Annotated in this window: 10 protein-coding genes; 4 read left to right on the top strand and 6 right to left on the bottom strand. The window is 64.4% G+C overall.

Annotated elements, in window-relative coordinates:
* The first annotated feature begins 144 nt into the window (after window positions 1–144).
* The 3 genes from G3N95_RS27800 to ltaE all read left to right on the top strand — a co-directional run bounded on the left by G3N95_RS27800 (window position 145) and on the right by ltaE (window position 4,835).
* Window positions 145–948, top strand: a complete 804-nt coding sequence (locus G3N95_RS27800) for a transporter substrate-binding domain-containing protein (protein WP_205973301.1) — start codon at window positions 145–147, stop codon at window positions 946–948.
* Entirely contained in the window at window positions 945–3,692 is a 2,748-nt protein-coding gene (locus tag G3N95_RS27795; protein ID WP_205973300.1) for an EAL domain-containing protein, read from the top strand. Before G3N95_RS27800 ends, G3N95_RS27795 begins: the two co-directional genes overlap by 4 nt.
* A 138-nt stretch (window positions 3,693–3,830) precedes the next feature.
* Window positions 3,831–4,835, top strand: coding sequence for a low-specificity L-threonine aldolase (gene ltaE / locus G3N95_RS27790; RefSeq protein WP_205973299.1), 1,005 nt, complete (start codon window positions 3,831–3,833; stop codon window positions 4,833–4,835).
* 34 nt (window positions 4,836–4,869) lie between these two features.
* Here the strand turns inward: ltaE and G3N95_RS27785 are convergent, their stop codons facing one another.
* Both G3N95_RS27785 and G3N95_RS27780 read right to left on the bottom strand, forming a co-directional pair.
* Window positions 4,870–6,327 (bottom strand): MFS transporter, encoded by a 1,458-nt coding sequence (locus G3N95_RS27785; protein WP_205973357.1) that lies wholly within the window; start codon window positions 6,325–6,327, stop codon window positions 4,870–4,872.
* A 214-nt stretch (window positions 6,328–6,541) separates the two neighbouring features.
* A complete protein-coding gene (locus G3N95_RS27780; RefSeq protein WP_205973298.1) occupies window positions 6,542–6,769 on the bottom strand; it encodes a hypothetical protein in 228 nt (75 codons plus the stop codon).
* Window positions 6,770–7,158: 389 nt separating this feature from the next.
* On the opposite strand from G3N95_RS27780, the gene G3N95_RS27775 reads away from it, so the two are divergent.
* Window positions 7,159–9,612, top strand: a complete 2,454-nt coding sequence (locus tag G3N95_RS27775; RefSeq protein WP_205973297.1) for a glycogen/starch/alpha-glucan phosphorylase — start codon at window positions 7,159–7,161, stop codon at window positions 9,610–9,612.
* Between the two features lie 90 nt (window positions 9,613–9,702).
* Here G3N95_RS27775 and G3N95_RS27770 read toward each other — a convergent pair whose 3' ends face one another.
* The 4 genes from G3N95_RS27770 to G3N95_RS27755 form a co-directional block, all read right to left on the bottom strand.
* Window positions 9,703–10,758 (bottom strand): hypothetical protein, encoded by a 1,056-nt coding sequence (locus G3N95_RS27770; RefSeq protein WP_205973296.1) that lies wholly within the window; start codon window positions 10,756–10,758, stop codon window positions 9,703–9,705.
* Between the two features lie 167 nt (window positions 10,759–10,925).
* Window positions 10,926–11,276: a hypothetical protein gene (locus G3N95_RS27765; RefSeq protein WP_205973295.1), complete on the bottom strand. Its 351-nt coding sequence runs from the start codon at window positions 11,274–11,276 to the stop codon at window positions 10,926–10,928.
* Window positions 11,277–11,405: 129 nt separating this feature from the next.
* The gene (locus tag G3N95_RS27760; protein WP_205973294.1) at window positions 11,406–11,795 is read right to left on the bottom strand and encodes a DUF6232 family protein; all 390 of its coding nucleotides are present in this window, start codon (window positions 11,793–11,795) and stop codon (window positions 11,406–11,408) included.
* Between the two features lie 76 nt (window positions 11,796–11,871).
* Window positions 11,872–12,618 carry a carbonic anhydrase gene (locus G3N95_RS27755; RefSeq protein WP_205973293.1) on the bottom strand — a complete coding sequence of 249 codons (747 nt, stop codon included), beginning with the start codon at window positions 12,616–12,618 and terminating at the stop codon, window positions 11,872–11,874.
* Between the last annotated feature and the right edge of the window lie 124 nt (window positions 12,619–12,742).

The following is a 12,742-nucleotide window of genomic DNA, read 5'->3' as shown; positions in this document are numbered from 1 at the left end:
GCGCAAACAGCAGGTCAAGCTCGCCGTCTTTTTTGCCGTTAACCCGGTTGGGCCATTTTCGCGTAGGCTCCCCAGGCGCTTCGCGAGCGATTGCCTGCATAGAACGACTACTGCACTCACCACCCAACGACGGGGAGCATCACCGTGATTCACCGCGGACTCATCGGCTTGCTAAGCGGGCTCGCACTGGCGGCCGCCAGCACTTGCGCCTTCGCGGGCGGCCCCGACTGCACGCGTCCTTTCACGCTTGCGTTGCACGATCATGGGCTGCTCTATTCGCAGGAGACCAACGAGGGCATCGACAAGGATTTCGCCGACGAGCTGGCGCGCCGCAGCGGCTGCGAAATCCGCGTGAGCCTGATGTCGCGGGCGCGTATCTGGAAGGTGATCGAATCCGGCGCGCTCGATTTCAGCCTGTCCGGCATCACCAACGAAGAACGCGACCAGTACGCTTCGTTCGCGTGGTACTTCAGCGACCGGTTCTATCTGCTCGTGCGCAAGGACGCCGGGATCCGGCAACTGTCCGATTTTGCACACAACGATAACTTTCAGCTTGGCGTCATCAGAAGCTTCCGGTATGGTCAGTCGGCCAACGAACTGGTGGATACGCTTGCCGCAGCCAATCGCGTCAGTCAGGCGGGCGGGCTGGATCCGCTTTATCAGGCGCTGATGCGCGGCAGCATTCAGGGGATGATCATCGAGCCGTTCGACTATCCGGCGCTGGATGAGAAACGCATCCGCGACATCACCACCATCATCGAATTCAGCGATCCCGCGACGCCGCACGGTCTCATCATGTCGAAGAAGGCGTTGTCGCCCGAAGAGCGGGACAAGTGGCGCGCGCTCGTCGAAGAGATGCGCGCGGACGGCACGGTGCGCCGCATTTTCAGGAAGTATTTCAAACCTGAACTCGCGGATTCGATGGTCGACTTCACGCTTCCGCGATGAGCCGCGCGCGCCTCGTCCTGTTACCGCTGCTGATTCTGCTGACCGGGTTGACGATCACCTGGTCAGTGTGGGATCACGAGCGTCAGGCCGTGCGGCGCGAACTGCTGTCCGAATTCAATTTCGCGCTGGGCGATGCCGTCAGCCGCGTCGAGCAGCGGATGGCAACCTACGAGCAGATGTTGCGCGGCGTGCAGGGCATGTTCGCGGCGCGCGGCTCGCTCGATCTCGACGCGTTTCACGGTTACCTCGGCGCGGTCAATGCCGATGCGACCATCGCGGGCATGCAGGCGCTCGGCGTCGTGCAATGGGTGCCCGCGCAACGGCGCGATGCGCACCTCGCCGACATGCACAGACGCCTCGGCAGGCGCTACGCAATCGATCCGCCCGGCGAGCGCGAGGGCTACGCGCCCGTGATCGCGCGGGAGCCGTTGTACGCCGATCCCAATGCGCTGATCGGCTTCGACACGTGGGCGAGTCCCGTGCGCCGGCGGGCGATGGAAAAGTCGCGCGACTCGGGTCTCGCCGTCGTGTCGGGCAAGGTGCAACTGGCATCGGATTCGGGCGCCCAGCCCGTGGCCGGCTTCGTGATGTATCTGCCCATCTATGAGCGCGGCGCGCCGCAAGACACCGTCGACGATCGCCGTGCGCATCTGCTCGGCTGGGTCTACGCGGCGTTCCGCATGCGCGACGTGCTGGCGAGTCTCTACGGCGATCAGCCGCCCGGGCTTTATCTGTCCATCTACGACGGCACGCAGCCGTCGGCGGAATCGCTGCTGTACCGCTCGTCGGAGCCGAAGCAGCGCGACGTGATTTCGGCGAACGAATACCTCGTGGTCGGCGGGCACGACTGGACGCTGTCGATGACGGCGCAGCCCGATTTCAAGGCGCGCTTCGGCCACAACGCGAAGTTGCTGATCGCCCTCACGGGCGCGGGGCTGAGCCTGCTGCTCGCACTGCTGGCATGGAGCCTTGCGAGCGGCCGCAGTCGCGCGATGCGGCTTGCGTCGAAGATGACAGCCGAAGTGCGCGAGAGCGAAGCCGAACTGCGCATCGCCGCCGTCGCGTTCGATTCGCTCGAAGGCATGATGGTGACGGACGCCGACGGCACGATCCTGCGCGTCAATTCGGCGTTCACCAAATGCACGGGCTATACCGCCGACGACGTGATCGGCAGGAACCCGCGTCTGCTCAGCTCGGGCCGTCACGATGCCGCATTCTTCCGCGAGATGTGGGAGACGATCCACCGCGTAGGTGGATGGCAGGGCGAAATCTGGGATCGCCGCAAGAACGGCGAGATCTACCCGAAGTGGCTGACCATTACGGCCGTGAAGGCCGTCGACGGCAACGTCACGCATTACATCGGCACGCACTACGACATCACGGAGCGCAAGCTCGCGGAAGAGCAGATCAAGGAGCTGGCGTTCTTCGACGCGCTCACGCATCTGCCGAACCGCACGCTGTTGCGCGACCGGCTGAGGCAGGTCATCGCGCTGAGTGCGCAGAACCATACGCATGGCGCGCTGCTGTTCGTCGACCTCGACAACTTCAAGACGCTCAACGACACGCTCGGTCACGACAAGGGCGATCTGCTGCTGGGCCAGGTCGCGGGAAGGCTGCTGGCGAGCGTGCGCGAAGGCGATACGGTGGCGCGCATGGGCGGCGACGAGTTCGTGATCGTACTGAGCGATCTGAGCCGCAATCGCGACGAAGCCGCCAGCGAAACAGAAGCCGCCGCCGAAAGGGTGCTGGTCGCGCTGTCCAATCCGTACTACCTCGCGGGCACGGAGTTCCGCACGACGGCGAGCATCGGAGCGACGCTTTTCACCGGGCACGAGACCTCGATAGATGAACTGCTGAAGCAGTCCGATCTGGCGATGTACAAGTCGAAGGAAAGCGGGCGCAACGCGATCTGCTTCTTCGACCCGGCGATGCAGACGGTCGTGATGGAACGCGCCGCGCTCGAAGCGGCGTTGCGCCGCGCGATCGATGAAGACCAGCTGCTCGTGCATTACCAGGCCCAGGTGTTCAAGGGCAACCGCGTGACGGGCGCGGAGGCGCTCGTGCGCTGGCAGCATCCGCAGCATGGACTCGTGCCGCCCGCCGAATTCATTCCGCTCGCCGAAGAGACCGGGCTGATTCTCGCGCTCGGCGACCGGGTGCTCGACACGGCGTGCCGGCAGCTCGCGCAGTGGTCGTTGCGCGCGGACCGCGCGCATCTGTCGATTGCCGTCAACGTGAGCGCGCAACAGCTTCGCGAGGACAGCTTCGTGACCAGCGTGCTCGACGCGCTGGCCCGAACGGGCGCCGATCCGAGCCGCCTGAAGCTCGAACTGACGGAGAGCGTGCTGGTCGACAACGTCGAGGACATCATCCGCAAGATGACGTTGTTGCGCACCAAGGGCGTGGTGTTTTCGCTCGACGACTTCGGCGTCGGCTACTCGTCGCTGTCGTATCTGAAGCGCTTGCCGCTCGGGCAACTGAAGATCGACAGGTCGTTCGTGCGCGACGTGCTCGACGATCCGAACGACGCAGTGATCGCGCGCGCGATCGTTACGCTCGCGCAGAGTCTGGGCCTCGGCGTGATCGCCGAAGGCGTCGAGACGCAGGCGCAACGGCAGTTCCTCGCCGACGCGGGGTGTCACGCGTACCAGGGCTATCTGTTCTGCCGGCCGCTGCCGATCGAAGACTTCGAGGCGTTCGCGGATACATTCGATTCGCGGGAGTCCGCGCTCGAAACGCCCTGAGCACCGCCGCCGTTCAAACCTGGCCATTTGGTCTACCTGCTCGACCTTGACGGAGTTGATACACTCTCCGGATTCAACGCGCGCTTCACTCGTCGTGCCGTGTATGTGGGGCGCCCCGTCATCTTCGAGGAAAAGCACATGATCGATCTGCGCAGCGATACCGTGACCCGTCCGGGCAAGAACATGCTCGCCGCGATGACAGCCGCCGAAACCGGCGACGATGTCTGGGGCGACGACCCGACGGTCCTGCGCCTGCAAGCCACGGTCGCCGAGCGTGCGGGCAAGGAAGCGGGGCTGTTCTTCCCGAGCGGCACGCAGAGCAATCTCGCCGCGCTGATGGCGCATTGCGCGCGCGGCGACGAGTATATCGTCGGTCAGGCCGCGCACACGTACAAATACGAAGGCGGCGGCGCGGCCGTGCTGGGCAGCATTCAGCCGCAGCCGCTCGAAAACGCGCTGGACGGGTCGCTTCCCCTCGACAAGATCGTTGCCGCCATCAAGCCCATTGACAATCACTTCGCGCGCACGCGTCTGCTCGCGCTGGAAAACACGATCGGCGGCAAGGTGCTGCTCGCGGGCTATGTCGCCGAGGCGACGCAGCTCGCGCGCGAACGCGAGCTGGCGACGCACCTCGACGGCGCGCGTGTCTGCAATGCGGCCGTCGCGTCGAAGCAGCCGGTCGAGGCGCTGTGCGCACCGTTCGATTCAGTCTCCATCTGTTTTTCGAAGGGGCTGGGCGCGCCCGTGGGGTCGGTGCTGGTCGGCAGCAAGGCGCTGGTCGACGTCGCGCATCGCTGGCGCAAGGTGCTGGGCGGCGGCATGCGCCAGGCGGGCGTGCTGGCGGCGGCATGTCTGTATGCACTGGACAACAACGTCGAGCGGCTTGCCGAAGATCACGACAACGCCGCGCATCTCGCCGCGGGCCTCGCACAGATCGATCAGGTGAAAGTGCAGTCGCAGGCCACCAACATGGTGTTCGCGCAGTTTCCGCAAGAGCACTGCGCGCCGCTCGAAACGTGGCTCAAGGAGCGCGGCATCCTTACGCAGATGCTGTACGCGTCGCGCTTCGTCACGCATATGGACGTGTCGCGGGCGGATATCGATACGTTCGTGACGGCGGTGAAGGAGTATTTCGCGCGCTGATTTTGGGAGGCGGGCGCAATGCCCGCCTCCCTGCTTATTGCTCTTTCGCAGTCACCGTCGTGACTACCGTCTGCGCGCGGTGGGACGGCGCAAAGAGCCGCAAGCCACTGGCGATGCTCGCGGCGCCCGCGAACATCGCGCCCGCTGCCAGCGAAAGCGTCGGACCGTGAGGTCCGGCAATGCTGAAGCTCAGCGCGACGAGCGCCGCGCCCGTCGTTTGCCCGATCAGCCGCGAAGTCGCGATGATGCCGCTCGCGCCGCCGCTGCGATTGGGCGGCGCGCTCGCCATCAGCGCTCGCAGATTCGGCGACTGGAAGAAGCCGAAGCCCGCGCCGCAGATCGCCATGCGGATCGTGATGTCGATCACGGGCGGATGCGCGGGCAACATCGCGAGCGAAGCCATCCCGCCGCATAGAATCGCCAGGCCGATCGCGCCGAGCAGTCCGGGTGGATAGCGGTCCGACAGCCTGCCCGCGAACGGCGCGGCAAGCGCGACGATCACGGGCCACGGCGTCATCAGGAAGCCGGTCTCCACCTGGCTGCGATGCAGGACATCCTCGAAATAGAAAGGCAGCGACACGAACGCGAGCCCTTGCGCGGCGAACGAGCACACGGCCGTCACGGCAGACAGCGCGAACACGGGCAGCTTGAACAGATCGACGGGCAGCATCGGCGCAGGATGGCCGGCTTCGCGGCGCATCAGCAGCGCGCCGAATACGATCGCGATAGCAGCCGCGCCCAGCACGATCGTCGATGGCGCGCGCTGTGCCGCTTCGCCGAGCGCGAAAATCAGCGCGGCGAACGTGATCACGTTCAACAGCGCGGCGATCCGGTCGAAGTGATGCGTGCCGCGCGGCGTGCGCGGCAGTCCCGGCAACGCGAACGACAACGCCAGCACGCCGAGCGGCACGTTGACGGCAAACAGCCACGGCCAGTCGGCGACCGACAAAATCAGCGACGCGACCGTCGGTCCCACAGCAAACGACACCCCCACCACCAGCGCATTCAAACCGACCCCGCGTCCGAGCTGATGCGGCGGATACAGATGTTTGATGAGCGCCGTGTTGACGCTCATGATGGCCGCCGCCCCGAGCCCCTGCACGACGCGCGAGCCCGCCAGTATCGGCAGGGTCGGTGACAGCGCGCAGGCGAGCGAAGCCACCGTGAACACGCCGATCCCGCCGATATAGATGCGCCGGTGCCCGACGATATCGCCGAGCGCGGCGAGCGGCAGCAGCGTTGCGACCATCGCCAGCTGATACGCGTTGATGATCCACACGGATGCCGCCGGCCGCGCGTGCAGATCCGCGGCCATCGCGGGCAGCGCCGTGTTGGCGATGGCGGTATCGAGCGAGGCGAGCGCGACGGAGAGCATGATCGCCGCCATCGCAAAACGGTGACCGGCGGACATGGGCGCGTCTGCGACGCGTGCCGGATTAGGTGTGTTCTCGGACAAGGACAGACTCGGCAACGAACGGGGCGGGGCATGCATCGGCATGCGCGGGATCGCAGGATGATCCGCGCATCCGCTGCGAATGAAGCGATTGTTACAGAGTGGCGCAGATCGTGCTGAGCACTGCGCAAAAAGGGCGGACGTGAAAGGCCCTTGCAAGCGGGGCGAACCGATTGTTCATCGATGCAACTAACTGTCTGCTTCGGCGCGTCCGGACGAATTGAGTCGACGCGGCGGGACAGACTGAGCCGAATCAGCTACACGACGCGAGCAGAATCGACAGCTTGCGGATATGCGCCCTGAATGCATCCGTCATCTCGCGGTCGTGTCCGTCGCTCAGATGGGGCGCTTCGGCCAGTTCGACCTGACCTTGAAACTCGTCGGACACCTTGCGCCGCTCGCCGGGCGGAAGCGCACGTACGAGCGAGACGATCAGCAATTCCTGCGCATGGATGATACCGAGCACGGATTGTGCGTTCATGTCGACCTCCATCGGAGCACGGCGACGCCAGCGGCGCTACAGACGGATCCCGGCGGGACGTAGCGCGACGCCACTGTCTCCGGACCGCCTTTTTACTCATCCATACTAGTGCAAGGAAGCGGGCCGTCTGCACCGGCATCGTGCCCATCTGGGGCATCGCAGTTGCTCAGACAGTTGCTCAGACAGAATCAGGCCGCCCGATCGTGGAACTGCACGGCCGCGCGCCGTGTCTGCATGGTGAGCAGGCTTTTCGAGAACGCAATGGACGCAGACACGGGACGATGCAAAATGTCCTACTCTGCTTATTTATCCACCAGACCGGCCCGCGCCGCACGCACCCACTACGCAAACCGTTCAGCGCGCGCCGCGTCGATTTACCGGAGGCTTCGATGACAGCGGTGGATCTGGAATTCGACCAGCTCAACAGTACCGTCGATGCGCTGCGGCGCTCGATTTCCAACCGCATGATGTACGGCGTCGGCAAGGACGCCGTGACGGCACGTCCGCAAGACTGGCTGCATGCCGCGGCGCTCGCCGTGCGCGACCGGCTCGTCGCGCGCTGGATGAAGACCACGCGCCAGCAGTACGAGCAGGACGTGAAACGCGTGTATTACCTGTCCATGGAATTCCTGATCGGGCGCACGTTCACGAACGCGTTGCTCGCGCTCGGCATCTACGACCAGATGAAGGAAGCGCTCGCGGGTCTCGGCGTCGACATGGAAGCGCTGACCGATCTCGAGCCCGATGCCGCGCTCGGCAACGGCGGCCTCGGGCGTCTCGCCGCGTGCTTTCTGGATTCGATGGCGACGCTCGGCATTCCGGGCTTCGGCTACGGTATTCGTTACGAATACGGAATGTTCAAGCAGCAGATCGTCGACGGCGAGCAGATCGAAACCCCCGATTACTGGCTGCGCGCGGGCAACCCGTGGGAATTTCCGCGTCCTGAAGTGCAGTACATCGTGCATTTCGGCGGACGCACGGTGCAGCGCGACGGTCATGTCGAATGGATCGAAACGCAGCACGTGAACGCGATGGCCTACGACACCGTGATTCCCGGCTTCGCGACGAGCGCGACCAACACGCTGCGCCTGTGGTCCGCGCGCGCGACGGAAGAGCTCGATCTGTCGGCGTTCAATCAGGGCGACTACCGTCGTGCCGTCGATGCGAAGAACATGTCGGAGAACGTGTCGCGTCTGCTGTATCCCGACGACTCGACACCCGCCGGCCGCGAATTGCGCCTGCGTCAGGAGTACTTCTTCGTGTCGGCGACGATGCAGGATCTGATCCGCCGTTATCAACGCACGCACAGCACGTTCGGGCGTTTCGCGGAAAAGGTCGCCGTGCATCTGAACGACACGCACCCGGTGCTCGCGATTCCGGAACTGATGCGTCTGCTCGTCGATGTGCATCACGTGCCGTGGGCGAAGGCGTGGAAAGACATACAGCAGATGTTCTCGTACACGAATCACACGCTGATGCCCGAAGCGCTCGAAACGTGGGACGTGGAGACGCTCGCGCGCCTGCTGCCGCGTCACCTCGAAATCATCTTCGAGATCAACGCCGAATTTCTCAAGCATGTCAGCGAGCATTCGGGCCATGACGTCGACATGATCCGGCGTATCTCGCTCGTCGACGAATATGGACAGCGGCGCGTGCGCATGGCGCATCTGGCGATCGTCGCGAGCCAGAAAGTGAACGGCGTGTCGAAGCTGCATTCGCAACTGATGACGCGCGATATCTTCGCGGATTTCGCGAAGATCTGGCCCGAGCGCTTCACCAACGTCACCAACGGCGTGACGCCGCGCCGCTGGCTCGCGCAGTCGAGTCCGTCGATGTCGAAGCTGATCGACGAACAGATCGGCACGCACTGGCGGCGCGATCTGTTCGAACTCGGCAAGCTGCGCGATCTGCGCGACGATCCGTCGTTCATGCACGCGTTCCATGAAGCGAAGCGCCAGAACAAGCTGCGTCTGATCCAGCGTCTCCAGCATCACACGAAGATGACGTTCGACCCGGACGCGATGTTCGACCTTCAGGTGAAGCGCATCCACGAATACAAGCGGCAACTGCTCAACGCGCTGCACGTGATCGTGCGGTACAACCGCATTCGCGCGCATCCGGAGCGCGACTGGGTGCCGCGTGTGGTGATGTTCGCGGGCAAGGCGGCGTCCGCGTACCGGATGGCGAAGACGGTCATCAAGCTGATCGGCGACATCGGCAGGACCGTGAACAGCGACCCGGTGATCGGCGATCGCCTGAAGGTGGTATTCGTGCCGAACTACGGCGTGAGCGTCGCCGAGCTGATCATTCCCGCGGCGGATCTGTCCGAGCAGATTTCGATGGCGGGCACGGAAGCGTCGGGTACGGGCAACATGAAGCTCGCGTTGAACGGTGCGCTGACGATCGGCACGATGGACGGCGCGAACATCGAGATCTGCGATGCCGTCGGACGCGAGAATATTTTCATCTTTGGACACACGGCGGATCAGGTCGACGAATTGCGCGCGACGGGTTATCGGCCGCGCGAAATCTACGAGCACAACCCCGAGTTGAAGTTGGCGCTCGACCAGATCCGCACGGGCTTCTTCTCACCCGACGACCCGCTGCGCTTCTCGGATATCTTCCATACGCTCGTCGACTGGGGCGATCACTACATGGTGCTCGCCGATTTCGCGGCGTTCGCGAAGGCGCAAGACGAAGTCGACAAGCGCTATCTCGACCGGCAAAGCTGGACGCGCAGCGCAATCGAGAACGTCGCGGGCATGGGGCAGTTTTCGTCGGACCGCACAATCGCCGAGTACGCACGCGATATCTGGAATGTGAAGCCGCTCGAACTTGAGTGACGTGTTCGCACTGAGACGTTGAAAGCGAAAAAGCCGCCGCGCGATGCGTTGCATTGCGCGGCGGCTTTCTGTTTACGTCTTGCGTGATGACTAGCTACCCATCCGCTCGATGTCGCGCGACGCACGCAGACCAAGCTGACCATGCGCGAAATCGAACAGCAGGTCGATGTTCTGCAGCGACATCAGCCCTACCACGATGCGGTTCGCGCCGGGTGCGGCCTTCACGATGGTCGTCTGCGCATCGTTGAAACGATGGGCCCAGTCACCGATGCCCAGCACCACGTCATAGTTGCCTTGTGCGAACGTCATGCGCTCGTCGACCTCGCTGGCCCAGTCGGGTGCCTTGTCGGTTTCGACACGGATCATGTCGGTGCCGCCCGTCGAAAACACAACGGGCGCGCAAAAGCGCATCTTGTTGCCCACCTGCACGCAGCCCACCGGCCAGCGCGCGGAGCCGTCCTTGCCCATCGCGAGCGGGACGAGCGTGAAGTCCTTCGTCAGTGCATTCGACGGACTCAGCACGAGAAACGGACGGTCGAGTTGCGCGCGCACCAGATAACGCTGACCGATGTTCGCGGGCAGCGCGCGCAGCGGTTGCGTGCAGCAGGGGTCGCGCGGGTCATCGGCGCCCACGCCGAGAATGCCCGAGAAGGCCCAGCCGAACTCGCCCGTGTAGCCATCCTGCGCGACGCAGTGCTTGTTGATCTTCAGACAGCTGACTTCGTCGACAGCCTGCACGTCGATATTCATCGGTTTCACGCCGCCGATACTTAACGGCACTGTGACGGCCGCGCCGGCTACTTGTGCATCGGTTGCGAATGCAAGCGTGGAGCGCGCGCCCGCTGCCGGATAGTTCGAACGCGGCAATACCGACGACAGCACGCGCGCGCCGTGCGTGCCCGTGTCGAGCATCAGATAGACGGCCTTGCCGTCCATCTGCACGGGCAGGCCGATCGCCGAGCGGCCGTGCGCATCGCTGCGTTCCGCTCGCAGCGGTATGAGCAGGCCGTCGCGGCCCTGGTTGATGAGGCTCGGCTGCGTCTCAGGCGGGACGGGCGTGCTGATCGGCGTCGAACAGGCCGTGAGCGCGAGCGCGACAAGCGCGCCCGCGAAGCCGGCCATGCGCCGGATGAAATGGACAGACATCGCACACACCTTGCAGAAGTGCGTACCCCGATGACCGCCGCGCAGCCGTTCGGGCTCGGCGGCGCGCGCTGGCATCGCGCGAGGGCACGCGAAATGAGAGGACCGCCGACTCTACGCGTGCGGTCGTCGCTAGCTGCAAAAATGTGTGAACGAGGGGTGCGCTTCGCTTAGTGCTGCTGTGCGATTGAATGTGCGATCGAATTCGTGAGGCAGATCGTGCGCACACGGCCGATGGTCGCGCGGCGCAGCGCGCCCGCCAGCACGCCGACGACCTCGCCGACGCTCTTCGCCATCACGTCGACGCGAAACGTGATGCAGTCGTTGCGTTTGTCCACGGCCATGACGAACAGGCGCGCGCCGTCGCCGAGTGCCGCGAGCAATGCGCTGCGGCCAGATGCAGACGAAATGCCGGGCACGCTCACGTCGATGGTGACGAGCGACAGCACGGGTTGTGTTTCGATGTCGGGAGAAGCAGTGCGGCGCGGAGCGGTGCGCGAAGAAGCGATCACGGTATGCATCGTCGATGCGCCGCCGCTTAGTGGGCGGCGCGGCTGTTGAGACGCGTCCACTGTAGCGGGCGGCGTCTCAAGCGCGTGCAAAAGGAACGGCGGGCGCCGTTAATTTCGTGTAAAGGCGGCGTAGCGCACTCAGTTTTTCGGCGCGGCGGCGGCGCCGAGCGCGTCGCGAACCGTCTGCGCAACGCGTTCGACGAAAGACAGATCGACGCTCGACAACGCTTCGCGTTCGCTGCCGCCCGTTTGCACCATCAGACGGTGCGTGACGTCCTGCGTGATCCACGTGAGCCAGCCGACGACGATCAGCATCACACCCGCCACGATGCCCAGCGACGACGAGAACACTCCGCCCACGATCGCGGCCACTGCGCCGATCACCGAAATCGAGCACGGCACGAGCCTGTTCTTCTGCACGGTGACGACGCGCACCTGCTGGATGTCGCGCAACGGAAAGATCTGGCCGGCCGCCGACAGCGCATTGCGCGTGACCGACACGCCGCGTTCGTTGAAAGGGGTATCCATCTTGACGGGTTCAGGCTGAGAGAAAGGGCGCAGCGTAACAGAAAATGCAACGGCCCTACCAGACGGGCCCGCAACCTCAGCCCAGAAATTCGAGCGCTCCTGTGTTCAGGTCGTACATCGCGCCGGCGATGCCGATCGTGCCTTGCTTCTCCAGTTCCGCGAGCACGGGGCTGTCGCGGCGGATGTTCGCGATGGTCAGTTCGACGTTCTTGCGCGCGACTGCGTTCACGAACGCGTAGTTCGTCGCGGTGCGTTCTCCGCTGTAATCCGTGGCCTGCACGGCCGGCTTGATCTTGTCGAGCAGTCCAGTGAGATTGCCCAGTTCGGCGTTCGCAATGGCGCCCTTGATCGCGCCGCAGGACGTGTGGCCCATCACGACGACGACCTTCGCGCCCGACAGCTTGCACGCAAATTCCATGCTGCCGAGGATGTCGTTGTTCTCGACGTTGCCCGCGACGCGGCAGTTGAAGATATCGCCGATACCGAGGTCCATGATCACTTCGGCGGGCGCGCGTGAATCGATACAGCTGAGCAGCACGGCTGCGGGATATTGTCCCGCCGCGCTGGCGCGCTGCTCGCGCAGATAGTTGCGCGGTTTGCGCTCGCCCTTCTGGAAGCGCGCATTGCCGCGTTTCATGTCGTCGATGATCTGTTGCGGCGTCATGCTGTCGCGCTGGGCTTTCGTCAGCGCATCCGCGTGCGCGGTGGCGGGGAGCAGCGCGGCCGGGACGATGGACGCCAGCGCCAGCGTCCCTGTCAAGCCGAGAAAACGCCTGCGGCCCGGGTCTTCGTCTTGCCGCGGTTCTTCACACTTATCGCACATGATCGGCTCACTGGTTCGCGATGGCACGCGACGGTCCGGCGGCCATGCCGGTTTGGGCGTCGATGCGCCGTGCATCAGTCGAATATAGGCCATGCGAGACCGCGTTCAAGAGAAATGAGTCGGT

Source organism: Paraburkholderia sp. Tr-20389 (assembly GCF_017104565.1).
Classification (GTDB): Bacteria; Pseudomonadota; Gammaproteobacteria; order Burkholderiales; family Burkholderiaceae; genus Paraburkholderia.
Note: the sequence above shows the minus strand (reverse complement) of the source record. Positions and strands in the feature narration are given on the sequence as shown.